The organism is Microbacterium sp. NPDC057741, from assembly GCF_042798735.1.
GTDB lineage: Bacteria > Actinomycetota > Actinomycetes > Actinomycetales > Microbacteriaceae > Microbacterium.
In genome coordinates, this window is record NZ_JBHVJW010000001.1 from 294718 (window position 1) to 320622 (window position 25905).

Below are 25905 nucleotides of genomic sequence, written 5' to 3' on the forward strand. Positions count from 1 at the left end.
CCGGGCCTTCCATCCGGTTGAATGATGTTGTGAGTGAACCCATCTCGATCGACATCTGGTCCGACATCGCCTGCCCGTGGTGCTACATCGGCAAGCGCAACCTTGAAGCGGGCCTGGCGGCCACAGCCGGCGACGAGGACGCCCCGCAGGTGAACATCACGTTCCACTCCTTCGAGCTCTCTCCCGACACCCCGGTGGACTTCGACGGCGATGAGATCGACTTCCTCGCCGGGCACAAGGGAATGCCCCGCGAGCAGGTCGAGCAGATGCTCTCGCACGTGACGAACGTCGCCGCGCAGGCGGGCCTGGAGTACAACTTCGACAAGCTGCAGCACACCAACACGGTGAAGGCCCACGAACTGCTGCACCACGCCAAGGCGAAGGGCCTGCAGCACGAGATGGAGGAGCGGCTGATGTCCGCCTACTTCACCGAGGGCAAGCACGTCGGTCGCATCGACGACCTGGTCGTCCTGGCCGCCGAGGTCGGGCTGGATGCCGCCGAGGCGACCGAGGTCCTCGAGTCGTCGACATACCTCGACGACGTGCGTGCCGACCAGGCGCAGGCCCGCGCCTACGGCATCAACGGGGTTCCGTTCTTCGTGATCGACGGCAAGTACGGTGTCAGCGGGGCTCAGCCCGCCGAGGCGTTCGAGAACGTCCTTCGCGACGTCTGGGCGCAGCGCGGTGCCGAGGTCGTCGAGGACGCCGCGAGCTGATCACCGACGTGGAAAGGCCCGGTCCGAGGACCGGGCCTTTCGCGTTCCGTCAGATCTTCTGCTGCTTCGGGCCCAGAGGCAGCGGCTGCATCGGCTGGTCGTTCGCGGTGAGGTCGATGCCCAGGTCACGGGCGTACACGACGCGGGTCGCGACCTGCACGTCGTCGCCGTTCTCGGTGAGCTCGAACACCCGTCCGCCGCGCAGGCGGTTGCGCTCCGCGCCGTCGAGCCCGTAGGCGCCGAAGCCGGTGCCGGGGGCGTAGCCGAGCAGCACGCCGTAGTAGTCGCCGTAGTAGTCGTTGACGTGATCGTGCCCGACGAAGACGCCCTTCACGTCGCCGCGCTCGAGGATCGCGTTGAACATGCCCGAGTTGATCGGTCCGGGGCACTCGTCCTCGTTGCGCTCACCGACGATGCGGTGGCGGGCCTTGCCGCGCGCGGCGTCCGCCGGGGTACGGGTGTCGACGCCGCCCCACCACATGAAGCGGTGCTCCCAGAGCGCGATGTGGATGAACATCAGGCCGGGCACCTTGTGCCCCTGGCTCCGCTCGAGACGCTGGGACTGCTCGCGGTACCAGTTGACCTGGTCCATGCGCAGCCAGTCCCAGGTCGGGTAGCCGGCGAAGTCCTGGCCGTTGATCGCGCCGGGCGCGTAGCGCCCGGAGTCGATCAGCCAGAGCGCGAACGCCTGGCGGTTCTGCTTCGATGCCGACGCGATGGGCACGATGGTGTTGCTCGTGCCGGTGAGCCCGCGCTCGTTCTCGGCGTTCATGTTGAAGTCGTACGAGCGGTAGATCTTCAGCATCCCGGCCTCGTCGACGCCGGACTGCGGCAGCGAGTCCTCGTCGTGATTGCCGTAGGTGACCGCCCACGGGATGCGGCGCGACTCCATCGGCTGCACCACGTTGTTGATGGCCTGCTTGACCGCGAGCCGGTTCTCGCAGCCGCCGGTGATGACATCACCGTTGATGACGACGAAGTCGGGCTTCTCCTGGTCGAGCACCTTCCCCATGAGCTCGACGGTCCGCCGGTCGGTGAGCTCGTCGTCCTGGGTGTCGTTGAACTGGACGACCTTGAACGTCCGGTTCTCGTGGAAACGCAGCCGCGGGGCCTTGGCTCCCGGCTTTCCTGAGGGCGACGCTCCGGTCGTCTGGGCATTCGCTGCGCCGAGTGGCAGCGCCGCGCTGACCGCGCCGATCGCGCCTGCGGCGATCACGGTTCGTCGGCTCATGGGCAGTCGTTCTGGCATTCCAGGTCTCCTCTTCGTCGCGGCCGGATTGCCGCCGCGGAGACGCTAGGAGACCAACATGTCGGGGGAGGGACGCGCAGGTGAACGCTTTCCGGTCAGCGCCCGCCGACGGTGAGGGCGCTCTCGATGGCCGACACGATCTCGGGGGAGTCCGGCTTCTGCTTCGGCCGGAACCGCTGCACAGAGCCGTCCGGCGAGACCAGGAACTTCTCGAAGTTCCACTCCACGCGGCCGGCCTTGCCGCCGGCATCCGGAGTCTGCTTGAGAGCCTTGTAGAGGTCTGCGGCGTTCCTGCCGTTGACCTTCAGCTTGTCGTTGACCGGGAACGAGACGCCGTAGGTCGTCGAGCAGAACTCCAGGATCTGATCCATCGAGCCGGGCTCCTGGCCGAAGAACTGGTTGCAGGGGAACCCGAGCACGGTGAAGCCGCGCGACTCGTAGGTGCGCTGCAACTCTTCGAGCTGCTCGTACTGCGGGGTCAGGCCGCACTTCGAGGCGACGTTGACCACCAGCACGACGTCGGCGCCGTAGTCGTCCAGCGTCTTCTCGGTGCCGGAGGCGTCGGTGAACGGGATCTGGCGGAGCGGCTGATCGGTCATATTCACAGCCTAGGTTCGCTGCCGCCCGCGGGCGTCGGATTCTGGGAGAATGGAGGGGATATGTCTGTTGCCACCGCACCCGCCAGCGCTCTGCGCATCGGCCCGATCGCTCTCGACGTGCCCGTGGTCCTCGCCCCCATGGCCGGGATCACCAACACAGCCTTCCGTCGGCTCTGCCGCGAGTACGGCGCCGGTCTCTACGTCAGCGAGATGATCACCTCGCGCGCGCTCGTGGAGCGCAACGCCATCACGATGCGACTCATCCAGCACCATGAATCAGAGACGCCGCGCTCGATCCAGCTGTACGGCGTCGATCCGGTGACCATCGCCGAGGCCGTCCGCATCATCGTCGCGGAGGACCGCGCCGATCACATCGATCTGAACTTCGGGTGCCCTGTGCCCAAGGTCACCCGCAAGGGCGGTGGGGCGGCGCTGCCGTGGAAGACCACGCTCTTCGCTGACATCGTCGATCGCGCCGTCAAGGCCGCGGGTGACGTGCCGCTGACAGTGAAGATGCGAAAGGGCATCGACAAGAACCACCTCACGTTCATCGAGGCCGGTCGCGCTGCGGAGGATGCCGGGGCCGCGGCCGTCGCGCTGCACGCCCGCACCGCTGGTGAGTACTACTCCGGCCACGCGGACTGGGCGGCGATCGGCGAGCTCAAGCAGGCCGTCACCAGCATCCCGGTGCTGGGCAACGGCGACATCTGGTCCGCCGACGACGCGGTGCGGATGATGGCCGAGACCGGGGCCGACGGCGTGGTCGTCGGTCGCGGGTGCCTCGGTCGGCCGTGGCTGTTCGGTGAGCTCGCCGGCGCGTTCGGCGCGCCGAGCACGCCCGTCGACGCCACGCTGCAGTTCGTGGCCGCGGCGTTCCGTCGCCACGCGGAGCTGCTGGTCGAGTTCTTCGAGGACGAGGATCGCGGCTGCAAGGACATCCGCAAGCACGTCGCCTGGTACTTCAAGGGCTACCCGGTCGGCGGCGAGCTGCGCGCGGCGCTGGCACGAGCATCCACACTGCAGGAGATCGACGACCTGCTCGGCACCCTCGGCGACGCGCCGTACCCGGGCGTCGGAGCCGAGGGCCAGCGCGGGCGGGCCGGTTCCCCGAAGCGCACGGCGCTGCCGGAGGGCTGGCTGGAGTCGCGGGAGATCGGCGCGGACACGGGCGAGATGATGCGAGGAGCGGAGACCGAGAACAGTGGCGGCTGACCCTACGGCAGGCTCGGGGACCGAGCCTTATTCGGCTCGCGACTCCGAACGCTTCTTCGCCGAGACGCACCGCTCCGAGCGGGACGACTTCGCCCGCGACCGCGCTCGCGTGCTGCACTCCGCTGCGCTGCGCCGCCTCGCCGCGAAGACGCAGGTGCTCAGCCCGGCCAGCACGGCGGACTTCGCCCGTAACCGCCTGACGCACTCGCTGGAGGTCGCCCAGGTCGGGCGCGAACTGGCGATCGCCCTCGGCGTCTCCGCGGACGTGGTCGACACCGCCTGCCTCAGCCATGATCTCGGGCATCCGCCCTTCGGCCACAACGGCGAACGGGCGCTGAACGAGTGGGCCGAGAACATCGGCGGCTTCGAGGGCAACGCGCAGTCGCTGCGCATCCTCACCCGGCTCGAGGCGAAGGTGCTCGACGACGGCGATCACTCGGTGGGACTCAACCTCACCCGTGCGAGTCTGGACGCCACGTGCAAGTACCCCTGGACCGTCGACAACCCCGTGCCCGACCCCGGCGGCCGTCTGAAGTTCGGTGTGTATCCCGATGACGAGGCCGTGTTCCGCTGGATGCGCGAGGGCGCGCCGGGACGGCTGCGCTGCATCGAGGCCGAGATCATGGATCTCTCCGACGACATCGCGTACTCGGTGCACGACTTCGAGGACGCGATCGTGAACGGCTACCTCGACGTCGCCCAGCTCGCCGACCCGGTCGAGCACCATGCCCTGGTCAGCCGCATCCAGCAGTGGGTCGGGTACGACTTCACCCGCGACGAACTCGCAGACGCGCTGTACCGGCTGAACACGCAGCCGATGTGGTTGAAGTCCTTCGACCGCTCCCGCCGCGACCTCGCGCGGCTGAAGAACCTCACCAGTGACATGATCGGCCGTTTCGCCCGGGCATCCGTGTCGGCGACCCGTGAGGCCTACGCGGGGCCCTCGCTCGCGCGGTACAACGCCCACGTCGTCGTCCCGCGCGTGGTCGAGGCCGAGATCGCGGTACTGAAGGGCATCATGGGGCAGGCGATCGTCACGATCGACGCGCGCCGCGGTGTCTACAAGGAGCAGCGCCGAGTGCTGAAGCGTCTCGCCGACGCGCTGTGGTCGACCGATGCGCTCTGGACCGCCGGCGCCGACGTGCTCGAGCCCGCCTTCGCCGCCGACTTCCACGACGCGCAGACCGATGAGCAGCGCGCGAGGGTCGTGGTCGATCAGATCGCGAGCCTCACCGACCAGACCGCGGTGGACTGGCACAATCGCCTCGTCGGCGACATCGATCCGGCCGAGGTCGGCATCTGGTCGCCGCGGCACGCCCGGCCGGGGGCGCGGGCTCGGGTCGCGGTTTCCGCCGAGGGGGCGCACTGATGCCCCGCATCCTGCAGGCCGACATCGACGAGGTGAAGTCGCGCACGAACATCGCCGACATCGTGGGGGAGCGCGTCGCGCTGAAGTCGGCGGGCGTGGGGTCGCTGAAGGGGCTCTGCCCTTTCCACGACGAGAAGAGCCCGAGTTTCCACGTACGTCCGCAGGTGGGCTTCTACCACTGCTTCGGATGCGGGGCATCCGGCGACGTCTACTCGTTCCTGCGCGAGATGGATCACGTCAGCTTCACCGAGGCCGTCGAACGCCTCGCGGGCCGCATCGGCTACTCCCTGCACTACGAGGACGGCGGTGCCGCACCCGAGACGAGCGGGCGCAGCCGGCTCTACGCGGCGAACACCGCGGCTGCGGAATTCTTCCGCTCCCAGCTGCTCAGCCCCGAGGCCGAGACGGCCAGGGCTTTCCTCGGCCAGCGCGGGTTCGACTCCGGCGCCGCGGCGCACTTCGGCGTGGGCTTCGCCCCTCGGGGCTGGGACGGAATGCTCAAGGCCCTCACCGCGCAGGGCTTCACGCGGGAGGAGCTCAGCAACGCCGGCCTCGTCTCGACCGGCCAGCGGGGTGTCTACGACCGGTTCCGCGGCCGCCTGGTGTGGCCGATCCGCGACGTCACCGGTCAGACGATCGGCTTCGGCGCGCGCAAGCTCTTCGACGACGACCAGGGTCCGAAGTACCTGAACACCCCCGAGACGCCGATCTACAAGAAGGCGCAGGTGCTGTACGGCCTCGATCTCGCCAAGCGCGACATCGCCCGTGGTGACCCGCGCCGGGTCGTCGTGGTCGAGGGGTACACCGACGTGATGGCGTGCCACCTCGCCGGCGTCACCACCGCCATCGCCACGTGCGGCACCGCCTTCGGCACAGAGCACATCAAGGTGCTGCGCCGCGTGATGGGCGATGTCTCTGCGTCCGGTGAGGTGGTGTTCACCTTCGACGGCGATGAGGCGGGCCAGAAGGCCGCGCTGCGCGCGTTCTCGGAGGACTCCCGATTCACCGCGCAGACCTTCGTCGCCGTCGCCCCCGACGGTCTCGACCCCTGCGACCTGCGCCTGCAGCGCGGAGATGCCGCGGTGCGCGGCCTCATCGAGACCAAGGTGCCGATGTTCGAGTTCGCGATCGACCGCAAGCTCGGCGGTTTCGATCTCGCCACCGTCGAAGGGCAGGTGGGCGCGCTGCGTGCCGCCGCCCCGATCGTCGCCGAGATCCGCGACGAGCTTCTCCGGCCGGGCTATGAGCGCGTCCTCGCGCGCCGGCTGGGCATGGATCCCACCGCCGTGCACGCCGAGGTGCGGCGCGCGGCGCATGGTGGCGCCCAGCAGCAGCGGCGTGAGGCCCCGGCGCCCCAGGGTCAGGGCTCGGACGAGCCGATGGTCACTCGCGTTCGCCTCGCCGACCTGCCGCGTACCGGCGACGTCGCACTGGAGCGCGACGCCCTCATGGGGGTGCTGCAGTACGGGCATCGGGTGGATGCGGCGCTGCTGGACCGGGCGCTGACCGAGTCGTTCCGGCATCCGGGGCTGGAGGCCGTCCGCGAAGCGGTCGTCGCGACGGCGGACCGCAGCCGTGTCGGCTGGGCGACGGATGCCGCGGACGCCGTGCGCGAGCCGTATCGCGGCCTCGCCGGGGAGCTGCTGATGACGCCGTTCCCGGCGCGCGACGAGGAAGGCGCCGTGGCTTCCGCCACGGATCTGAGCCGTCGGCTGATCCTGCGCAGCATCGAGCGCGAGAAGAACGAGCTGCTCGGAGCCGTGCAGCGTGTGCCCGCCGAGTCCGACGGTGGCCGCGCTCTGCGCGTCCGCCTGCGCGATCTGGATGCCGAGAGGCAGCGCTTCTCCGAGTCGTAAGCGCAACGTGCGCGTCCGTCGGGCAGGATGGGAACATGCCTCGACCCGTCAGCGACGCCGCGATCGACTGCTCCGACCTGGTCATCGACCGGATCGGACATGGCGGCGTGACCCGAGCCGTCGACGGGGTGACCTTCACCCTCCCGCCGGGCGAGCTGCTGTGCGTCGGCGGCCCCACCGGTTCCGGGAAATCGACCCTGGTGGTCGCCCTGTCAGGGGCGACGGATCCCTCTCTGCGGATCGTCGGCGGTCGCGCGCAGGTCTGCGGTATCGACGCCCGCCGTGGCGGGCGCAGAAAGCGGATGCTGGGCGCACTGACCGGCTTCGTAGGTCAGGGTGCCGGTGGCGATCTGCCCCCGCGGCTGACCGCAGGGGAGATCATCGGCGAGCCGATCACGCTCCGTGAGCGCCGGGTCAACAGCAAGGCGCTCGCGATCAGGGTGGCGACGCTGCTCGATGAGCTGCACCTGCCGCTGGGCGCGGCGAACAAGTTCCCCTACGAGCTCAGTGCCGGCATGCGCCAGCGCGTCGCGATCGCGCGTGCGCTGGTGATGGAGCCTCGCGTGCTGATCGCAGACGAGCCGCTCGCGAACCTCGACCTGGAGGTGCGTCACGTGGTGTTCGACGCCATCACCCGCCGCCGCGAGGAGCGCGGCATGGCCGCTCTGATGGTCACGAACGACGCCGACTTCATCCGCGAGCTGAACGCCGCCTCGCTGATGCTCCGCGGCGGGCACGTGGTGGCGCGCGGCGTGGGCAAGGACCTGATCTGGGCTCCCAACGCGGAGGCCGATTCGCAGCGCTGAGCGCGGCACGCCCGGGGTGCCCGCCGTGTTCTTGAGGGCCGCCGGAGTTTGCTAAGCTTGTCGAGTTGCCCGCTCGCGGGTGGCAAGCCGAGAATGATCCCCTGTAGCTCAATTGGCAGAGCAGCCGACTGTTAATCGGCAGGTTGTTGGTTCGAGTCCAACCGGGGGAGCTGACCCGAAACCCCGTCCCCAGTGGGCGGGGTTTCGTCGTTCCCAGTGAGCAGCCAGTCGGCATCCACGGCGGTCGCCATTGCCCACGCGAGCAACACCGCGCGGCGCGGTGCGGTGAAGCCTCGCTCGTAGTTGCTCACGGTCTGGCGCGAGACTCCGAGCGCCTCGGCCAGGGCGGACTGATCCAGCTCGGCGACCTCTCGCGCCAGCACCAGACGGTGCCGAAGGCCGAAGGTCGGTCGCCGCCGATCATCAATCGCAATGCTCATGTGTCAAACGATAGGACACATTCCCGACTCGCCGCAAGAGTCCCTTGCTTTGACATTTGCCTAAGCGAGTGTCATCGTTTGTCACATGACCAAGCCCACGACATTCGCAATGACGAGCGCTGAGGCCGCCGCTGCCCTCGGCGTCTCGGTGAAGACGATCACCCGATGGGCGGCATCCGGCAAGCTCCCGCCGGTGAAGCGACTGCCCGGCCGGCGCGGCGCACTGCTGTTCGCGTCCGAGGCCGTCGAGGCGCTCATCGCGGGCGAGCCCTGGGAGCCGGCGTCATGACCCGCCGTGCGACGTGGCGGCCGGTGCGGACGTATCGGGAGCACGCCGTGGCGGCGCTCGGCGCCGTGTGTGGCGCGCTGGGCATCTCGATCGCGGTTGTCGCCGTGCTGGTGCTCCGGTGATGCCGTGGTTGACCGGTACCTGCCGAGCACCGTCGAGCACGGCTCCACGTTCGAGCACGACCAAGCGCGGTTCGCGTTCGCGCTCCGCGAGATCGAGCGTCTGCGCGACGAGCTGTACCGGGTCACCGTCGATCGCGACCACTGGTACGCGGCGGCGAACTACACCCCTGAAGAACTCCACGAAATGCACATGCGTGCCTCGCAGGGCCGCGACGAGAACGGAGCATGGCTATGGCCGGACGGTCTGAGAACACTTCCCTGACGGTGGTGCGGTGCGAGTGCGGCACGACGGTCGCCGCGATCATCGCCCCGTCTAAGCGGCTGTTGCACCAGCCGGACGGGTCGCACAAGTGGACGGATGTCGAGGGCGAGCCGCTCGCGTACACCGCGGCCGCGACCCGGCCCGATCACCGCACCGTGTCGATGTGGAAGGACGTGCGCGCCGCGCTGAACCACATCCACCAGGTTGAGTTCCACCTCGGGTTCCTGCCCGAGAAGCCGCGCGGCATCGACTGGGAGATCGTCCGGCTGCAACTCGACGACGCGCGCGCCGTGCTCGGCCAGCTCGCGAACGCCCTCGCCGACGGAGATCCCAATGCCTGACTTCATCGACCCGGCGGCGGGCATCCCGCTCGCTGCCGCCCTCTGGCTCGCGTGGTGGCTCGTCGAGCGACACGCGGCCACGACCTCAAAGGAGAACCGCAATGAACACTGACACCATCACCCTCGACGCTGGCGGCCACCGCACACCCGAGGCCGGCATGTGCCTGCTCGAGGCGGCATCGTTCGTCGCCGGCGAACCGTTCAGCGACCACCCGGAGTGCGTGTCTCCCGTGCTCGGCTCATTCGGCCGTTCCCTGAATGACGTGCTGCCGTACGACAAGCGGCAGCAGCTCGCCCCTCTCATCCCGCGCATCATCGGTACCGCCGGCGACGGCAAGGACGAGCAGCGCTCGTACATCGCGCTCGACTGGCTCATCCGCACCTACCTGCCGACGTTCCTCCGTCTGTCCATCCCTGAGCACGCGGATGCCGTCGAAGCGCTCGCGCCCATCGTGGACATCGCCACCGCCCGAGCGGCCGGCACCGTGGTGCGCGCCGCTGGGGCCGCCGCTGGGGACGCCGCTTGGGTCGCCGCTGGGGTCGCCGCTGGGGACGGCGCTGGGGCCGCCGCTTGGGCCGCCGCTTGGGACGCCGCTTGGGACGCCGCTGGGGCCGCCGCTCGGGACGCCGCTCGGGACGCCGCTTGGGACGCCGCTGGGGCCGCCGCTTGGGACGCCGCTGGGGCCGCCGCTGGGGACGCCGCTCGGGACGCCGCTTGGGCCGCCGCTGGGGACGCCGCTCGGGCCGCCGCTCGGGCCGCCGCTTGGGATGCCGCTCGGGCCGCCGCTCGGGCCGCCGCTCGGGACGCCGCTCGGGACGCCGCTCGGGACGCCGCTCGGGACGCCGCTCGGGACGCCGCTCGGGACTTCCTCGCTCCTACCGTCGCGAGGCTCCAGGACAGCGCTATCGCGCTGTTCTCGGATCGTCTGATCGATGTGCCCTGACCTGCTCGATCTGCTCGACGAGGACGAACTGGACGCGAGCGACTGGTACCCCCGGTCCCGCGTCCGGTTCGTCCCCTCAGACCAACTACCCGACAGGAGCGCGTGACGGATGCCGAGCTTCATCAACCCGACCACGGAGCGATTCGACGCGACCCTGCTGGCGGATCACATCGCGCGCGAACCCACGAAGCTCGGGCGCGATTTCGCGGGCAATCTCTACGAATACCGCGACGGCGTGTACGTGCGCGACGAGCGCGTCGTCACGCGCCGGTGCGCCGCCGCTCTCGGCGCCACGTACACGCGCAACGTCGAGACTCAGGCGACCGCGCACCTGCTGAACATCGACCTCCCCGAGGTCGGCCTGCCGGAGCTGCCGCGCGGCTACCTCGATCACATCGTGCTCGAGAACGGCGTGTACTGGTGGCGCGAGGACCGCCTCACCCCGCACAACGAGATGCTTGGCGCGCTCACGATGCTGCCGATCGAGCATGACCCGATCGCGAAGCCGCACGAGTTCCGCACCTGGCTCGAGCAGGTGTTCGGCGACGACGCCGAGATGCACCGGCACCTGTGGGAGGTGCTCGGCTACCTGCTCATGACGGGCAACCCGCTGCAGAAGATCATCCTGTTCTTCGGCGGCGGTGGTGACGGCAAGGGCACGCTCATGCGCATCATCCGGGCCATGCTCGGCAAGGCGAACTACTCGAGCGTGTCGATGCATCAGCTCGTCGAGGACAGGTTCGCCTCGGCGAACCTGTACGGCAAGACGGCGAACATCAGTGGTGACCTGTCGTCGTCGTTCCTGCGCGACCCTCAGATCCTCAAGGAGATCACCGGCGGCGACTCGATCAGCGCCGCGTACAAGCACGGGCAGGCGTTCGAGTTCGTGCCCTACGCGGTCCCGCTGTTCGCCACGAACGAGTTCTTCCGTACTTCCGACACGTCGCGCGGGTGGCGCCGGCGGTGGATGGTGATCGAGTTCCCGAACGTCGTCGAGTCCGAGGACAACACCGGCCCGCTGTACGACGAGTCGCTGATCACCGACGAGATCCCGGCGATCTTCAACTACGCGATGGAAGGTCTGCGCCGGCTGATGACGCGTGGACGGTTCCTGCCGCCGGATGCCGCCCAGGCCGCTACGACGCGCATGCACGACGAGGCGGACCCGTTCCTGACCTGGCTGGACGAGGACGACGCTGTGGTGCTCGGTGACGATCAGACGAGCCCGAAGGACGACGTCTACCGCGTGTATGACACCTGGTGCCGCCGCAATGGCTACCAGACGATGAACTCCGGCTCCCTCGCACAGCGGCTCAAACAGCGCGGCATCCTCGGCACCCGGCCTCGCATCAACGGCGGCCGCATCCACCACTACCAGGGCATCAGCGTGGTGCTCACGGCGGACCGCGCATGACCGCCTCGTGGTCCGCATCGGGCTGGTCAGGGCTGACCGTGGTCAGGGCAGGGGCTGACCAGCCCGCTCCCCGCGCCCCACATATTCAGAGCGAGCTCTCAGGAATGAGGGGTGGTCAGGGCAGTGGTCAGGGCATGGTCAGCCCTGTGGTCAGCCCTCGATCCCATGCGGGGGGAGGGGTGGTCAGGGCGGTCAGCCCTATCTCTACTTACTCTCGCGCAAGAGAAAGAACAGAGAGAAGTAGGGGAACTGCCCTGACCGCCCTGACCAGTGAGGACCACCATGACCGACAAGCATCGCGACCCGGTGTTCATCGCGAACGCTCGCATCGTGCGTGCACAGGTGCGCCGCGCGTGGAAGCTCGGCACCGAGGTGCGCTGCTGGCGCTGTGGCCGACCGATCGAACCAGGCATGCGCTTCGACGTCGGGCACCTCGACCCGGATGCCGGACCCGGGCGCGACAACCTCGCGCCCGAGTGCGTGACCTGCAACCGCTCGGCGGGCGGCAAGCTCGGCGCCGCGATCACGAACGCACGACGCGGCGCACGACCCACGCCTCGACCTGCCGCACGCCGGGGCGGTGCCGGACTCGCACCGTGGTAACACCTGATCAGCCGGTCTTTTTTGAGAGCCGGTGCAACCCCCGCCTTCGGCTCCAAGACGCTCTTTTCCCCCTGAACTCGGAGACATCATGACGACGATCAACCTCGCCGCCGGCCGCGAGCTCACCGCGACGCCGACGCTGACCGATCTGTGGGACGAGGGCACGTGGCTCGAGTGGCGCTCCCGCATCGAGCACCTGAGCCCGATCCGCCTCGACCGGATGCACACCGACGAGCGGTCGCGGGGCGAGTTCATCCAGGGGGCGCGGCTGCTCCGCCTCGACGAGCGGCAGCGCGCCGGCGACCTCGGGTACGGGCCGTCGCCGATGCAGCTCATGGTGGCCGACCTGCTCGCCGCCGGCACGTTCCTGAACGTGATCTTCGAGCCGCGACGCTCGACCAAGACCACGGCGGTGCAGTGCGTGATGATGGGCCGCTGCTGGTCGCGGGAGGACTACACCGTGGGGTGGACGATGTTCACGACGGGGATGAAGGCGGGGCAGCGGTTCCGCGAGGACATCGTGAAGCACCTCGACAAGCTGTGGCCCGACCGTCGCAAGAGCCCGATCGCGGTCGGGCTGTCCAAGGGTGGTGAGCAGCTCGAGTTCCGCGACACCGGCGCGCTGCTCCGCGTCGGCACGCCGAACGGTGACATGTTCCGATCCGGCGGGTTCGATTTCGCGTTCGGTGACGAGGGCGGTGAGGCGGATGTCGAGCAGGGCGAGGACGTGAACCGTGCTGTCATCCCGACGATGGACACCAAGCCGGACGCGCAATTCGTCATCGCCGGCACCGGCGCGAAGTTCCGCACCGGCCAGCTGCTGTGGGACAACCTGCACGACGACGACGCCGCGGTGCTCTGGCACGGCATCCCCGAGACCGTCGATCGCGCCGAGCTGGTGTCGTGGGAGCCGGACATGCCGCACCCGCGCACCGGCGCGACGGGCGGGCGGATGCGGGAGTGGATCGAGAATACGCACCCGGGCATGGGGTTCACGACGCTCGCCGACGCGCCGAAGCGGTCGTTCGACAAGTTCCCGCTCGACGACTTCCTGATCGAGTACGGCGGGCAGTTCGGCCTCGAGGGCGCGGCGGATGTCGTGATCCCGCCGACGCAGCTCGCCCGCGCGCTCACCAAGGAGTCGTTCCCTGCCGAGATGCCCGAGCGGTTCGCCGCAGCGCTGAAGGTGCACCACCTCGGCACAAGCGCGTCCCTCGCGATCGCGTTCGACTACACCCCGCCGGCCGACCTGGTGACGACCGCCGAGCAGCTCGCCGGCACGACGGCCGCGCCGAAGAAGCGGGCCGTCGCGCTGTGGTGGTGGCAGCAGGGACTCGTCGGCCTCGACAATGAGATCCTGCTCCGACTGCGCCGCACCGGCGCGCCGCTCTGGTACGACAAGCGCGGCCACACCGAAGACATCGCCGAGCGGAAGCTCGGCATCGCCACACCGCGGCCGGTACTGAAGCCGACGCGGCCGGCGGACATCCCCGGCAGCGCATCGGAGTTCATGCGGTCGCTCGCGCTCGACGAGCTGGTGATCTACGCCAACCCCGAACTCGAGCGCGCGATGCGCATCGCGACCCGGCAGGCGTTCGGGAACTACGGCACCTGGCGGTTCGGCGCGCCGAAGGACGATCCCGAGGCGGACGTGACGCCGCTCGAGGCGGCGGCGCTCGCGCTGCACTTCCTCGCCGACGCGCCCAAGCGCGTAGACCCGACCAACGTGTTCACCTTCTGAGAGGCCTCGTCATGACTCGACCCAGCATCCTCCTCGAGCGCTCCGCCGGCGGCGTCCACATCACCTGCACCGCATGCCCGCACTGGCATGCGTTCGCCGCGTCGATGGGCGCGGCGCACCAGTCCGCATCCGGTCACGAGGCGCGCACGCACCGCGGGGAATACAGGGCCAGGAACGCGGCGAAGATGTACGCGCGGCGGCATCCAGACGAGAGCGACACGCCGACGCGGCCCGTGAATGTGTAAGGTCGGGCCGAGCCTGTGAGGCATGGGTTTCTGGTCGTTCCTCGCACCGGCGCGTAGCGTCCCCCTCGCCGGCTCGGCGACGGGTGGCCTGCTGTCCTGGTACTCCCCGCAGGACTCGATCGAGACTCTGTTCATCGCGGATGCTCTCCCCGTCGCCCCGGATGCCGTGACCCGTGACACGGCACTCCGGGTGCCGGCGGTGAAGCGCGCACACGACATCATCTGCACCGTCATCGCCGACATGCCCTGGTTCGCCTACGACGGCGACACCCGCCTGACCGATCAGCCTGAGTGGCTGGTGAACACGGCGACGGGCATCCCGCCGCGCGACCTGCGCTGGGCCGTCACGAGTGACCTGTTCCTGTCCGGGTGGGCCGCGATCGGCTTCAAGCTCGGCCCGGACAATCTGCCGGTCGATGCGCTGCACATCCCGCGAGCGCTGTGGACGCTCGAGAACGACGGCACGATCACCGTCAACGCCGCTGTGAACCGCGACTACCTTCAGCGGGTCGTGCCGATCCGCCTCGGCTACGGGTCGAACGGCCTGCTGTTCGACGGCGTGCAGGACATCAAAGACGCCCGAGCGATCCGCGACGCCTACCGCGACCGCATCAACAACCCCATCGCGCTCACCGTGCTGACCCTCGCCGCCGAGAAGTGGGACAGCTGGGACGACACCGAGCGGGTCGCGTTCCGCAAGGCGTTCATGGACGGTCGCACCGCCGAGGGCGGCTCGACCGTTCTCAAGCCGGACTGGGTGACCATCGACACCCCCGGCACCATCGCCACCGACCTATTCGAGTCGGGCCGCAACGCGAACCGCCTCGACATCGCCAACCAGTCCGGCCTGCCCGCGAGCATGCTCGAGGCCGTCCGTCAGGGCGGCGGCGGTGGCGGCACCGAGATGCGATACACCGGCGTGCAGAACGGCGGGCAGCGCTCCGAGGTCTGGGACTTCGGCGTGTCCAAGTACGCATCCGCGATCCAGGCGCGCTTGTCGCTCGACGACGTGTGCGCACCGGGGCAGTCGATCCGGGTGGACTCCACCGGGTTCCTGTCTGTCCCTCAGCCGACCGAGCAGCAGACAAGCGAGGACTGACCATGCAGTACGACATCACCATCCAGGGCGGCGAGGTGCTCGCCAGCCTCGAGGAGCGCAGCATCACGACGCTTCTCGTCCCGTTCAACGAGCCGTCGCGCACGCCGAAGGAAGGGCCTGGCGGGTTCACCGTGCAGGCCGGGTCGATCGCGCTGCCGGCCGATCCGTCCGTCGTCGGGCTGAACACCGACCACGACCGGTATGCGCCGGTTGGTCGGGCGTCGAGGCTGTGGGAGACGGCGCAGGGCATCATGGCCGCGTTCACCATCGCGCGCACTCCCGAGGGTGATGCTGCCCTCGCCGATGCGCTCAACCCGCAGGGCCGCCGTCGTGCCGTGTCCGCCGAGTTCAAGACCGACATCGACGACAACCGGGTGGCGCGCAACGGCATCCTCGCCGGCGCGGCGCTCGTCGTCGCCGGCGCGTTCAAGTCGGCACGCGTGCTCGCCGAGCTCGGCGAGAACGAGATCAGCACCTACAGCTCGTCCGACGAGTCCATCTACACCGACTGGGACGGGCGCAAGTACCGCCGCGTGTACGAGTCGGAGTCCTCCACCGAAGAGGTCGAGGGCGGTACCAAGACCACCACCGTCACCACCAGCACCGAGACCGAGGTCTCGGACGACACCGAAGGAGAGCCCGCCGTGGCCGATCAGCAGGAAACCGTTCAGGCCGGGGCTGTCCCCGGCACCCTCGCACCCGCCGCCGGCGGCACCGCGGTGCTCGCCTCGCGCGCCCCGAGCATGCAGGAGATCGCGGGTGCGATCGCCGCGGTGCGCGCGAACCGCAAGGATCAGGAAGCCGTCGAGGTTCTCGCCGCGCTCTCCGACACCGTGACCTCTGATGCGGGCGCCGCTATCCAGCCCAACTGGATGGGCGACATCGCCGCCGGCGTCACCTACGTGCAGGAGTACATCACCCTGTTCAACCCCGGCGCCGAGATCTACGCCGGCGGCAAGAAGGGGTACAAGGTGCACCGCGGCACCTCCGGCGCACCGCTCGACGCGCCGATGGACGGCACCTGGGCGGGCAACAAGACCGCGATCAAGTCGAACAAGGGGTTCGTCACCGAGCACAACTCGGTGCTCGACCGGTGGGCGATGGGTGAGGACATCGCCCGCGAGTTCTGGGATCTGCCCGGCGGCATGGACTTCGTGCTCGCGTTCCTGCGCATGCAGCAGGAGGACTACTTCATCTGGCAGGACGACCTCGCCCTGTCGTACGTCGTCGCGACGGCCGGCGCGCCTATCGCCCCGGCGACAACGAACTACCCGGCGAACTACCCGGACGCGCTCGGTCACCTGATCCAGGGCATCCTGGCGGTCAAGAAGCGCAAGAAGGACGGGCGCCGCGACACCCCGACGTTCGCGATCGCCAACGATCGCGACTACGAAGAGCTGATCTACGCCGCCGGCGGCGAGCAGAACTTGCCCGCGTTCGTCAACATCGCCCTGTCCACCTCCGGCAACGGCACCGTGGACGGCAACGTGCAGGTCGTCAACGGCGACATCGGCATCGGCGACACCGGCGCGAGCCTCGTCGGCGCCGGGTACGCGATCGACTTCGACCGCCCCGCCGGCGGATTGCTCGAGGTGGACGCCCTCGACCTCGCCCGCGGTGGCGTGGACAAGGCCGTGCACGGCTACCTCCAGACGTTCGTGAAGCGCCCCGAGGCCCTCGTCCTCGTCGGCGTCGCCGACGCCTGACCCGGATCGGGAGCGTACTCATGGCCACCTGGTACAGCGCGTCCACGCCGCAAGAGCAGCAGCGGCTGCTTGCTGCGTGGGCGGATGCGCCGATCAGCAACGCCGAGGTCTGCGAGTTCATCGTGGACACGGCGCGGCTTCAGGTGCTCGAGTACGCTCCCGATCCCGTCGAGGGCGGGCCGACCGACCCGCCGTTCAACTACGTGCTCGCGCAGCTCCAGCAGGCCCGCAACCTGTGGAACGCGGGCCGCGTGACCGGCGAGGGGGAGGTCGGCGCGGACGGGTTCGTGTTCCGCCCGTACCCGCTGGACAAGACCATCAAGCAGATCATCCGCCCGGTATCGGGGTTCAGCCTTGTTCTCTAGCATCCCTGCCCTGCGTGACGAGCTGAAGGCTCGGCTGGCACCGCTCGTGCCGGCCGACTGGAAGATCGTGAGCGACCTCGACGACAAGCCCACGGGGAACGTCGCGAACCTGCTCATCGAGTTTGTCGGGCTAGATACCTCGTTCAACGGCTCGCCCCTTCCGGCGGGCATCCTCGCCGCGAAGGTGAACCTGATCATCACCGATCCGCGCACCAACAAGGACGGCGAGGCCGGCGCCGAGAAGCTGCTCGTCGACCTCATCATCGCAATCGACCCGTCCACCGACATCGCGTGGACGACCGCCGACAAGCAGAAGCTCGAGCCCGCGGGCACGTGGTCGTGGGCGATGCAGCCGATCACCGCGTTCGTCGCAATAACCACCCCGGCCGTCGAGCCGGCTACTCAGGAGGACTGACCATCATGGCCGATATCGCTGTTCAGCCGTTCGTGCTGAAGGACTGCATGCTCACCGTCGAGGCGGACAACTACGAGGCGCACGTCTCGCAGGTGCAGTTCGACCCGTCGTCGCAGTCGCAGTCGTGGCAGGGGCTCACCCCGGCCGCCTCGTTCACCGATGCGGGACTGGCGACGTGGGCGGTCACCCTCGCGTACGCGCAGGACTGGGTGACGCCGGCGGCGCTGTCCCGCTACCTGTTCGAGCACGAGGGCGAGTCGAAGTCGATGACGTTCGCGCCGAAGGCGGGCGGGCCGTCGTTCACTGCCGAGGTGACGATCGCGGCCGGCTCGATCGGCGGCACCGTCAACCAGTACGCCGTGGCGACCGTCACGCTGCCGGTGTCCGGCAAGCCGACCCTCGACCCGCTGGCCTGACCCAGGGCCCCCAGAAATGGCCGGCATCTGGCGCATCAGCCTCAGCATCGATTCCCCCGTTAGATCGATGCTGATCGCCATGCGCCGGGTGCCGGCCGATGTGCGGCGGCAGATCGGGCAGCAGACCAAGCGCGCCGGACAGCCGATCTGGTTCGAGGAACTCCGCGACGGCGCCGCCACCCGGCAGCAGCAGCGGGTGCTCGTCGATCCCGGACGTGTGTCGGTGACGCAGCGCAACATCAGCCTCCGCACCGGGCAGACCGGGAGCATGCGCAACGGCACGCCGGTGTCCCGGCTCGCGGTCGGCGCCGAATTCGGCATGGCCCCGGCTAAGCCGATCGTGTCCAAGACCAAGGGCGGCAAGGCGTACAAGCGCACCGCCGGGCAGCAGTTCCCCGCGCGCCGCCCGTCCGGGTACGTGTTCCATCCGGCGGCGAAGCGGGCGATCCCGCGCGTCGCGTCGCTGTGGGTGCAGACCGCGGTGCGCACCATCATGGACGCCTTCGACGGGAGAAGCTGAGCATGGCCAGGGGTAACGGATTCGAAGTCAGGATCCTTTCGGACACGGAGCCGTTCGAGCGCGGCATCCGCGACGGGATCATCGACCCGCTCGACGACGCTGACAAGGCGCTCGAGCAGCTCGGCGACGCTGCCGAGGATGCCGGACGCAGCGGCGGCCGCGGGCTCGAGCGCATCGGCGACGAAGCGAAGGATGCCGAGCGCGGCATCGACCGGCTCGCCGACTCCACCGAGGATGCCGGCCGCGACGGCGCCCGCGCAATCGACCGACTCGAGGACGCGCTGAAGGACGCGCAGCGGCAGGCCGGCAAGACTGAGGATGCCGTGGACGACATCGGCGAGCACGGCTCACGCGGACTATCCCGCGCGCGTGATGCGGCTGGTGAAGTCACGCAGGAGATCGGGCAGAACCTCGGTGAAGCGGTCTCGTCCGTGCGCGAGAACCTGTCCGACCTCGGGCAGGTCGGACAGGACACCCTCGGTGGACTTGCCGCCACGCTCGCCGGCACGGGCAGCGCCGGCGGCATCGCCGGCGCCGCCGCCGTCGCGGCTGGTGCAGTCGGTCTGGGGCTCGTCACGGCTGAGTTGCAGAAGCAGCAAGAGCAGGTGCAGCACCTGAAGAAGTACTTCGCCGATGCGTGGCAGGAAGCCGTCGAGGGCGGGCAGAAGTACATCTCGGCGGCGACGATCATCGGCGAGATGAACGACATCCAGTTCAACCCTGATCGCGTCGATGAGTATCGCGAGCTCATGAAGGACGTGAACACTCTCGGCCTCGATCGCACCACGATCCTCCGCGCCGCCGCCGGCGACGAGGACGCGCTGAACCAGGTGATGCAGCAGTCCAACGCGCTGCTGAAGGACAACCGCGACCAGATCAAGAAGGGCAACGAAGAGGGATACGGTTCCGGCGAACGGCTCATGGAGCTGTCCGATGAGCAGGTCGCGCTGAAGAACGCGAACGACAAGTGGCGCGACCGCAGCAACATCTTCAGCGAGCTGAAGGCTCGAGCAGCAGAAGCCGGCAAGACCATGTACGAGTACGTGACCGGCGTCGGCGTGGCCACGGGCGCAACCGACGACCTCGGCAACGCGATCTACCGACTGCCCGACAACACCGAGGTCGTCGTAGACGCGAAGACCCAGCAGGCGAACACCGATGTCGATGCGTTCGAGAAGAACGTGCAGGGCGTGAAGGACAAGAACGTGACCGTCACCGCGCGCACCTACGTGGACGACAGCGCGTACAAGGCGTTCGTGCAGCGGATGCGAGACACGACGATCAAGATCAAGGGGCGCGTTGTGACGACGGCGGATGGCGGGTGGAACGGATGACCAGCATCGCGCACAGCACGGGCGTCATCGTCCCGTTGCAGGTGAACGGGTACGAGGCGACCCGCGACGTTCGCACGATCGTGCACCCGATCCTGAACCGCTCAAGCCCGGATGTCACCTTCCGCGCGCCCGGCCTGCGCTCAGGCACCCTGTCGTGCCTGTTCGCCGACGAGGCGGCCGCGGTCACCGCGTACGGTGCGCTCTCGGTACCGCAGGTGCTGGTGCTGTCCGACGCGGACGTGGCGTCTATCGGGATGTCGTTCGTTGTCGGGCCGGAAGGCGAGCAGCTCACCATCGGCCTCGACCCGACGACCCGCCGCCGGTGGCTCGTCACGGTGCCGTTCGTGGAGGTGACCCCGTGACCGTCACCGCGCCCGATTACACCGCCCGCATTCTCGGCGTGGGCGGTGGGCCGGACGTGCCCGTGTCGATGCGCACGGATGCCGGCAGCATCACTCTGGATGTCGCGAGCGCCCCGCATGTCAGCGGCGCCGGGATCACACTCGCTCTGCCTGACGCGGCCCTGCTGGATGCTCTCGACCCGCGCGACAGCCGTCGTCTGGTGATCGACGCGGGCGGGCGCACGTTCGACCTCGGCATCCGTGAGGCGACCCCGAACCACGGTGACGCGACAGTGGTCGTGGAACTCGCGTCGGATGAGGCGTTGCTGGACGACTTCGCGCAGGACTTCGACGACGCCGGCCCGCGCGCGCACGAGGCATCCCTGCGCGCGGTCACCGGGTACGTGCTGGGCAGTATCGGCGCGGCATTGCAGCCGGGCGGGCCGGATGCCGACGTGACCTGCTATTGGGAGGTCGCGCTGCTGAACTCCAATCCGGCCGGGATTCTGAATGCGGCAGGGTACTGGCATGGCACCGGGGCGTCCGGGCTCACCTCGGTTGCTGTCGTGTCCCCGGCGCCGGCGCTCGGTGGGCGCACGGTGCGGTGGACGGCCGCTGCCGGTGTGTCGTCGGTCGGTGTCGCCGGGTGGGACGGTGTCTCGACGACGAAGGAAGGGCGCGTCACCCCGGGCAAGCCGTATTCCGCCGTCGTGCGTGTGCTGTCCAATCCGGGCCGTTCCACGACGGTCACGATCGGTTTCCGTGACGAGAACGGCAAGCACTTTTCCAACGCTGTCAGCCCCGCACAAGTCACCAGCATCACCGCGTGGACTGAGTTCCACCTGTCGGCGGTCGCGCCGGCTGGTGCCGCGTACGCGTACGCCGTTGTCACCACGAACGGGAACACGGCCGGGCAGAACCACTGGGTGCAGGCGATGCTCTACGAGGGCGCAGATCGCATCCCGATGTTCTACGGCGACAGCACAGGCGGCGGGTACACGTACGCGTGGTCTGGGGATGCGAACGCATCCCCGTGCACCCGCACGCCCGTGATCGAACGGCCGTTGGAGTCGCTGACCTGGCAGGCCGGCGTGTCCGGGCTCGCGTTCCTGCGACCGCTGCTGATCGCCGCCGGCATCCGGCTGGTGTGCGACGAGGCCCGCCTGTGGACGCTCCGCGACGACACCTACCGGGCGGACGGGGCCCAGACCTACCGCGTCGGCGTGAACATCACGCAGGTGGACGAGAAGCTCTCCCGCGCCGCTGAAGAGTGGTTCGACGGCATGGTCGTGCAATACACGTGGACGGACGCTGACGGCATCGAGCAGACCCGCTACGACAGCTACGCGCTCACCGCCAACCCGACCAAGACGATCCGCCGCGAGGTCGCCGCACCCTACCCCGGCCCGGGCCGTGCACAGTACGCCGTCACGCGCGCGCAGGGCCGTGGACGCACGGTCACCGTCACCCGGCAGGCGCACTGGGACGAGCACGCCGAGCAGCCCCTATCCGTGCTGCTGGACGGCACCCCGATCCAGACCGGCCTAGCCGAGAAAGTCACCTTCGACCTCGCCGGCAACACGGTCACCACCAGCAGCCGCACCACCGACACCCCCGCCGAAGCCTGGCAGCTCATCCCTGCCGGTGAGGCATGGCTCGACTCCCCGATTGGGGCGTCCTGGACTGAGGAGGTCCCCTGATGGCAAACGGAGACGCCGCCCTCGCAGCGGGCATGGACATCCTGACCGGCGACGACGACCGCCGCAACGGGTGGGACGAGATCAACAAGACCCGCGACTACATCACCGAATACGGGCTCCCCGACCTGGTGCCGGTCGCCAACGGCGGCACCGGCGCGACCACCGCCGAGGGCGCACGCGCAAACCTCGAACTCGTCAAATGGGCCAGCAGCGCCGACGCTGACGGGAAGATCCCCGTCTACCACTCCGGTGGTCACCTGGCCGTCGCGCGACCGACATCCAACGGGCACGCCGCCGACAAAGCCTACGTGGACGACAGTTTCAACTTCGTCGACGACAAGGTGGACGCCAAGCTCAACACCGCGGGCGGCACCGTCACAGGCAGCCTCACCGTCAACGGCAGCATCTACGTCCCGAACTCGGCGCCCGCAACGGCCGGGTACACAGCCGCGTACATCAACAGTGACGGCCGGCTCTCGCGCGGCGCATCGTCCGAGCGGTTCAAGGAAGACATCGAGCAGATCGACCCCGCCAGCCTGGGCGACATCTGGCCGGCCCTGTCGCGGTTCAAGATGATCGGCGGCGACGGCTCATGGAAATACGGGTACATCGCCGAACGACTCGCCGAAGTCGAGGATCAGGCCCCGTTCGTCGTCTACGGCGACGAGATGGGCGAACCCATCATCGCGTCCATCGACTTCATCGCGCTACTCATGGCACAGAACGCGCAACTGCATCAGCAGCTCGACCTGCTCGAACAGCGCCTCGACACGATCGAGGCCGCATCATGAGCACCGCAGACCTCGGCCACGGGCGCGGCTGGCTCCGCGCGGATGCCGCCGCGAGCCTCCGCCGCATCGACCGGCAGATCGGGCACCCGCTGCAGATCACCTGGGCCGGCCGATCCCCGGCCGAGCAGCAGAAACTCATTGACAAGTGGCAGGCCGGTGAGGGCGCATACGCCGCTCCGATCGACGAATCCCCGCACCCGATGGGCATCGCGATCGACACCGACGAGGGCAAGCACATCGCGGACATCATGACCGCGAACGGCTGGCGCAGGCCCCTCAAGAAAGAGCCCTGGCACTGGACATACGCACTCGCCCGCGACACCCACCGCAACGACCCCGCGCCCGCCGCCCAGGCGGACGCACCCGAGCCGAAGGAGATCGAGATGTACGGCATCTACAACACCGACGACAAGAACGAGAAGACCCGCCGAGCCCTCGTCGGCGAGTTCACATTCCAAACCATCAGCGCATGGTTCTCCACCACCCAGAGCAAGACGTTCTACGCCAACCCGAGGAACGTCACCCAGGAGGAATGGGACGCCACCAAGGAACTCGTCAACCAGCGCCGCGCCAGCGCCGGCATGACCCGACTCTGACCGGGCATGAACGAAGACGAAGCCCTAGCCGTCGCCGTCGCGCGCGTCGATGAACGGCTCATCGCGGTCGAGCGTGACGTGAAGGAGATCAAGGCGAGCATCCGCCCGTCCTGGCCGTCCGTCGTCGCCGCATTCGTCGCCGCCGCCGCCCTCATCATCACACTCATCAGCAACATCTAGGAGACACCATGAGCACCCCCGACATTCGTGCCGCGCGCGCCGCGCAGCGGCAAGCACTCATCGACGCCGGCGCGATCGCCAGCGACCGCACCGGCCTCGAGCACGAGCTCGACGACGAGTACCGGCCCGAGGTCGCCCCGTCCGTGCGCGCCGGCGTCTACTGGACAACCCTCGGCGTCGCCGCCGTGTCCGCGCTCGCATCCGGCATCGCTGGCATCTGGGCGCCGGACATCGCCCCGCAAGTACTCGCCACCGCCGGCGTTGCCTCGAGCGTGATGGGCATCATCGGCGGCGGTGTCGGCGTCATCTACCGCCCGTCGAACTAGTGGCGCTGGTCGGCTCTCGCCTGCTGCACCTTCGCCTGAAGCATCCGATCCTCGTGGAGCGCGTTCTTTACGGCGGACTTGATGACGAAGTACAGCACGGCGAGGCCGACCACAGCTGTGACGATGATCGTGATGATGAGCGGCAGAAGGTCGGTCATGCGGCGAGCTTAGCGCGCACGGGCATCTCGATCACCGTCGCGGCTGCCACCCGTCGTCGCGAGTCGTCGTCGAGGTGCAGGTACCGCTGGGTCGTCGCAAGGGACGAATGACCGAGCATGTCCTGCACGGCGCGCAGGTCGCCGGTCTTTCGATACGCGGCGGTGGCGCCGGCGTGGCGCAGCGCGTGAGGGTTCCACCCGGTGAGCCGGTGGATGATCTTGTTCACCGACTGAGGATGCAGGTGACCGTTCGTCGCGCCGGGGAAGTAGGGCCCGCGTGGGAGCTGCTGCTCGAGTTCGTCGAGCGCGACCCGCAGCGGGTCGTTGATGTACACGATGCGCTCGCGGTCGCCCTTGCCGCGGATGATGAGCATGTCGCCGCGGCGATCCTGCATCCGCAGTGTGGCGATCTCGGAGAGTCGCAGGCAGGCGTACCGGCCGAGCATCACGAGGGCGCGATCTCGCGGTGTCGCGTTCAGCAGGGCGCGCTGCACGTCGGCGTCCGGCGCGACGCGCGGCATGCGCACGCGCTCGGGCACCGGGTCGAGCAGCAACGTCGGGTCGCGGTCAATCAGTCGCTTCGCGGTCATCCAGCGGTAGAGCAGTCGCCAGCTGGTGAGGATGGATCGTCGGGTCGCTGCTTCGAGGTCGCGGGTCGCGATCATCGCTTGCTCGAGGTGTTCCTCGGTCGCCGTGGTGAGCTGCACTCGTCGGGCGAGCCTGCGCGCGTGGAGCATCCGCAGGCGCACGGTGCCGTCAGCGCGGTAGCTCGCGCTCAGCCATGTCTCGTATCTGGTGAGGACTTCATCGTTCTGTATGGGGGACATGCTCGTCAGCCTGCTCCGAGAGCGCGGCGAGTTGTTGCTTCGCCTGTTCCGAGGCAAAGACGAGGGCAGCCATCTCGTGCGCGTCGTCGCGGTTGCGATAGACCGCACGGTACTGCGCGCGCAGCTCCTTCAGTCGCGCGTTCACGCGGCGCTCCGCTTCGCGGCGCGGCGCTCGTCGAGCGACACCGGCTTGAAATCGGCAGGTTGTTGGTTCGAGTCCAACCGGGGGAGCAGAGAGAAAGCCCCCGCCCTTCCGGGCGGGGGCTTTCCGTGTCGGCGCGCTTGGCCCGCTGGCGTCCGCTCAGCCCTCGAGGTCGTCGACGCCCGGCATCCAGCTCTTGCCGGGGCGGCCCCAGCCGCGCTTGCGCGCGATCTTCTGCGCGGTCTTCCAGTCGCTGTCCGAGAGGCGATCCACATAGAGGATGCCGTCGAGGTGATCGAACTCGTGCTGCATGATGCGGGCGCGCCAGCCGTCCACCTCGATGCGCACCGGCTCGCCGTCGAGATCCGTTCCGGTCACCATGACGCGCTCGGAGCGGCGCAGCGGGAACCGCTCGCCGGGGAACGACAGGCACCCCTCCGACTCGAGGTCGGGGTCGGGGGAGCCGGGCTCGGGCGGTGTCATCCAGAGAACAGGGTTGAGGATCGCACCGCGCCACGGCTGCTCGTCGTCATCGACGTAGGAGTACGTGTAGATGCGCAGCGGAACGCCCACCTGCGGGGCGGCCAGGCCGACACCGGGCGCGATGTCCATGGTCTCGAACATGTCAGCGACGAGCGTGCGCACCTCGTCGGTGACCTCGCCGACCTCGTCCGCGGGTGCGTGCAGAACCGGGTCGCCCATGATGCGGATGGCAAGAACAGTCACGCCACAACCCTACTGTGCGCCTGGTTCGGGAACCGCGCCCGGTACAGTCGTACGT

General features: G+C 68.8%; 34 protein-coding genes and 1 tRNA gene. 28 read left to right on the forward strand and 7 right to left on the reverse strand.

Going from position 1 to position 25905, the window contains the following annotated elements; all coding sequences use genetic code 11:
* The first annotated feature begins 29 nt into the window (after positions 1-29).
* Complete coding sequence (locus ACFVDO_RS01385) at positions 30-716, forward strand: DsbA family protein (protein ID WP_378858278.1); 687 nt, start codon at positions 30-32, stop codon at positions 714-716.
* Between the two features lie 49 nt (positions 717-765).
* Here the strand turns inward: ACFVDO_RS01385 and ACFVDO_RS01390 are convergent, their stop codons facing one another.
* Together ACFVDO_RS01390 and ACFVDO_RS01395 are read right to left on the reverse strand one after the other, a co-directional pair.
* Positions 766-1947 carry a metallophosphoesterase family protein gene (locus ACFVDO_RS01390; RefSeq protein ID WP_378858279.1) on the reverse strand — a complete coding sequence of 394 codons (1182 nt, stop codon included), beginning with the start codon at positions 1945-1947 and terminating at the stop codon, positions 766-768.
* A gap of 113 nt (positions 1948-2060) precedes the next feature.
* Entirely contained in the window at positions 2061-2564 is a 504-nt protein-coding gene (locus ACFVDO_RS01395) for a glutathione peroxidase (RefSeq protein WP_378858280.1), read from the reverse strand.
* Positions 2565-2624: 60 nt separating this feature from the next.
* On the opposite strand from ACFVDO_RS01395, the gene dusB reads away from it, so the two are divergent.
* From dusB to ACFVDO_RS01420, 5 genes are all read left to right on the forward strand, one after another.
* Positions 2625-3776 carry a tRNA dihydrouridine synthase DusB gene (gene dusB, locus ACFVDO_RS01400; RefSeq protein ID WP_378858281.1) on the forward strand — a complete coding sequence of 384 codons (1152 nt, stop codon included), beginning with the start codon at positions 2625-2627 and terminating at the stop codon, positions 3774-3776.
* Positions 3766-5145, forward strand: a complete 1380-nt coding sequence (locus ACFVDO_RS01405; RefSeq protein ID WP_378858282.1) for a deoxyguanosinetriphosphate triphosphohydrolase — start codon at positions 3766-3768, stop codon at positions 5143-5145. The genes dusB and ACFVDO_RS01405 overlap by 11 nt, the downstream gene beginning before the upstream one ends.
* Positions 5145-7001 (forward strand): DNA primase, encoded by a 1857-nt coding sequence (gene dnaG, locus ACFVDO_RS01410; RefSeq protein ID WP_378858283.1) that lies wholly within the window; start codon positions 5145-5147, stop codon positions 6999-7001. Before ACFVDO_RS01405 ends, dnaG begins: the two co-directional genes overlap by 1 nt.
* A 35-nt stretch (positions 7002-7036) precedes the next feature.
* On the forward strand, positions 7037-7807 hold the full coding sequence (locus tag ACFVDO_RS01415) for an ATP-binding cassette domain-containing protein (protein ID WP_378858284.1): 771 nt from the start codon (positions 7037-7039) through the stop codon (positions 7805-7807).
* A 97-nt stretch (positions 7808-7904) separates the two neighbouring features.
* Positions 7905-7977: transfer RNA gene (locus ACFVDO_RS01420), tRNA-Asn, on the forward strand.
* Here the strand turns inward: ACFVDO_RS01420 and ACFVDO_RS01425 are convergent.
* The gene (locus tag ACFVDO_RS01425) at positions 7939-8247 is read right to left on the reverse strand and encodes a helix-turn-helix domain-containing protein (RefSeq protein ID WP_378858325.1); all 309 of its coding nucleotides are present in this window, start codon (positions 8245-8247) and stop codon (positions 7939-7941) included. The genes ACFVDO_RS01420 and ACFVDO_RS01425 overlap by 39 nt on opposite strands.
* An 85-nt stretch (positions 8248-8332) precedes the next feature.
* On the opposite strand from ACFVDO_RS01425, the gene ACFVDO_RS01430 reads away from it, so the two are divergent.
* From ACFVDO_RS01430 to ACFVDO_RS01535, 22 genes are all read left to right on the forward strand, one after another.
* Complete coding sequence (locus ACFVDO_RS01430) at positions 8333-8536, forward strand: helix-turn-helix domain-containing protein (RefSeq protein ID WP_378858285.1); 204 nt, start codon at positions 8333-8335, stop codon at positions 8534-8536.
* The gene (locus tag ACFVDO_RS01435; protein ID WP_378858286.1) at positions 8533-8658 is read left to right on the forward strand and encodes a hypothetical protein; all 126 of its coding nucleotides are present in this window, start codon (positions 8533-8535) and stop codon (positions 8656-8658) included. Before ACFVDO_RS01430 ends, ACFVDO_RS01435 begins: the two co-directional genes overlap by 4 nt.
* A 4-nt stretch (positions 8659-8662) precedes the next feature.
* Positions 8663-8920: a hypothetical protein gene (locus ACFVDO_RS01440; protein WP_378858287.1), complete on the forward strand. Its 258-nt coding sequence runs from the start codon at positions 8663-8665 to the stop codon at positions 8918-8920.
* Complete coding sequence (locus ACFVDO_RS01445) at positions 8890-9261, forward strand: hypothetical protein (protein ID WP_378858288.1); 372 nt, start codon at positions 8890-8892, stop codon at positions 9259-9261. Before ACFVDO_RS01440 ends, ACFVDO_RS01445 begins: the two co-directional genes overlap by 31 nt.
* A gap of 101 nt (positions 9262-9362) precedes the next feature.
* Positions 9363-10205, forward strand: coding sequence for a hypothetical protein (locus tag ACFVDO_RS01450; RefSeq protein ID WP_378858289.1), 843 nt, complete (start codon positions 9363-9365; stop codon positions 10203-10205).
* A 109-nt stretch (positions 10206-10314) separates the two neighbouring features.
* Positions 10315-11619 carry a phage/plasmid primase, P4 family gene (locus tag ACFVDO_RS01455; protein ID WP_378858290.1) on the forward strand — a complete coding sequence of 435 codons (1305 nt, stop codon included), beginning with the start codon at positions 10315-10317 and terminating at the stop codon, positions 11617-11619.
* Positions 11620-11901: 282 nt separating this feature from the next.
* A complete protein-coding gene (locus tag ACFVDO_RS01460; protein WP_378858291.1) occupies positions 11902-12222 on the forward strand; it encodes a hypothetical protein in 321 nt (106 codons plus the stop codon).
* Between the two features lie 88 nt (positions 12223-12310).
* Entirely contained in the window at positions 12311-13963 is a 1653-nt protein-coding gene (locus ACFVDO_RS01465; protein ID WP_378858292.1) for a hypothetical protein, read from the forward strand.
* An 11-nt stretch (positions 13964-13974) separates the two neighbouring features.
* On the forward strand, positions 13975-14208 hold the full coding sequence (locus tag ACFVDO_RS01470) for a hypothetical protein (protein ID WP_378858293.1): 234 nt from the start codon (positions 13975-13977) through the stop codon (positions 14206-14208).
* Between the two features lie 22 nt (positions 14209-14230).
* Positions 14231-15307, forward strand: coding sequence for a hypothetical protein (locus tag ACFVDO_RS01475; protein WP_378858294.1), 1077 nt, complete (start codon positions 14231-14233; stop codon positions 15305-15307).
* Positions 15308-15309: 2 nt separating this feature from the next.
* Positions 15310-17013: a hypothetical protein gene (locus tag ACFVDO_RS01480; RefSeq protein WP_378858295.1), complete on the forward strand. Its 1704-nt coding sequence runs from the start codon at positions 15310-15312 to the stop codon at positions 17011-17013.
* 20 nt (positions 17014-17033) lie between these two features.
* Positions 17034-17378 carry a hypothetical protein gene (locus tag ACFVDO_RS01485; protein ID WP_378858296.1) on the forward strand — a complete coding sequence of 115 codons (345 nt, stop codon included), beginning with the start codon at positions 17034-17036 and terminating at the stop codon, positions 17376-17378.
* Entirely contained in the window at positions 17368-17793 is a 426-nt protein-coding gene (locus tag ACFVDO_RS01490) for a hypothetical protein (protein WP_378858297.1), read from the forward strand. The genes ACFVDO_RS01485 and ACFVDO_RS01490 overlap by 11 nt, the downstream gene beginning before the upstream one ends.
* Before the next feature lie 5 nt (positions 17794-17798).
* Positions 17799-18209: a hypothetical protein gene (locus ACFVDO_RS01495; RefSeq protein ID WP_378858298.1), complete on the forward strand. Its 411-nt coding sequence runs from the start codon at positions 17799-17801 to the stop codon at positions 18207-18209.
* Positions 18210-18225: 16 nt separating this feature from the next.
* Positions 18226-18729 (forward strand): hypothetical protein, encoded by a 504-nt coding sequence (locus ACFVDO_RS01500; RefSeq protein WP_378858299.1) that lies wholly within the window; start codon positions 18226-18228, stop codon positions 18727-18729.
* A 2-nt stretch (positions 18730-18731) separates the two neighbouring features.
* The gene (locus tag ACFVDO_RS01505) at positions 18732-20063 is read left to right on the forward strand and encodes a hypothetical protein (protein ID WP_378858300.1); all 1332 of its coding nucleotides are present in this window, start codon (positions 18732-18734) and stop codon (positions 20061-20063) included.
* Positions 20060-20425 (forward strand): hypothetical protein, encoded by a 366-nt coding sequence (locus ACFVDO_RS01510; RefSeq protein ID WP_378858301.1) that lies wholly within the window; start codon positions 20060-20062, stop codon positions 20423-20425. The genes ACFVDO_RS01505 and ACFVDO_RS01510 overlap by 4 nt, the downstream gene beginning before the upstream one ends.
* Positions 20422-22104, forward strand: a complete 1683-nt coding sequence (locus ACFVDO_RS01515) for a hypothetical protein (RefSeq protein WP_378858302.1) — start codon at positions 20422-20424, stop codon at positions 22102-22104. Before ACFVDO_RS01510 ends, ACFVDO_RS01515 begins: the two co-directional genes overlap by 4 nt.
* A 32-nt stretch (positions 22105-22136) precedes the next feature.
* The gene (locus tag ACFVDO_RS01520) at positions 22137-22895 is read left to right on the forward strand and encodes a hypothetical protein (protein WP_378858303.1); all 759 of its coding nucleotides are present in this window, start codon (positions 22137-22139) and stop codon (positions 22893-22895) included.
* Positions 22892-23491, forward strand: coding sequence for a hypothetical protein (locus ACFVDO_RS01525; RefSeq protein WP_378858304.1), 600 nt, complete (start codon positions 22892-22894; stop codon positions 23489-23491). Before ACFVDO_RS01520 ends, ACFVDO_RS01525 begins: the two co-directional genes overlap by 4 nt.
* Positions 23492-23497: 6 nt before the next feature.
* Positions 23498-23671, forward strand: coding sequence for a hypothetical protein (locus tag ACFVDO_RS01530; RefSeq protein ID WP_378858305.1), 174 nt, complete (start codon positions 23498-23500; stop codon positions 23669-23671).
* An 8-nt stretch (positions 23672-23679) separates the two neighbouring features.
* The gene (locus tag ACFVDO_RS01535) at positions 23680-23997 is read left to right on the forward strand and encodes a hypothetical protein (RefSeq protein WP_378858306.1); all 318 of its coding nucleotides are present in this window, start codon (positions 23680-23682) and stop codon (positions 23995-23997) included.
* Here ACFVDO_RS01535 and ACFVDO_RS01540 read toward each other — a convergent pair.
* The 4 genes from ACFVDO_RS01540 to def form a co-directional block, all read right to left on the reverse strand.
* Positions 23994-24155 carry a DUF6019 family protein gene (locus ACFVDO_RS01540; RefSeq protein ID WP_378858307.1) on the reverse strand — a complete coding sequence of 54 codons (162 nt, stop codon included), beginning with the start codon at positions 24153-24155 and terminating at the stop codon, positions 23994-23996. The genes ACFVDO_RS01535 and ACFVDO_RS01540 overlap by 4 nt on opposite strands.
* On the reverse strand, positions 24152-24982 hold the full coding sequence (locus ACFVDO_RS01545; RefSeq protein WP_378858308.1) for a tyrosine-type recombinase/integrase: 831 nt from the start codon (positions 24980-24982) through the stop codon (positions 24152-24154). Before ACFVDO_RS01545 ends, ACFVDO_RS01540 begins: the two co-directional genes overlap by 4 nt.
* Positions 24960-25127 carry a hypothetical protein gene (locus ACFVDO_RS01550; protein ID WP_378858309.1) on the reverse strand — a complete coding sequence of 56 codons (168 nt, stop codon included), beginning with the start codon at positions 25125-25127 and terminating at the stop codon, positions 24960-24962. Before ACFVDO_RS01550 ends, ACFVDO_RS01545 begins: the two co-directional genes overlap by 23 nt.
* A 156-nt stretch (positions 25128-25283) precedes the next feature.
* Entirely contained in the window at positions 25284-25850 is a 567-nt protein-coding gene (gene def, locus ACFVDO_RS01555) for a peptide deformylase (RefSeq protein ID WP_378858310.1), read from the reverse strand.
* Positions 25851-25905 lie beyond the last annotated feature (55 nt).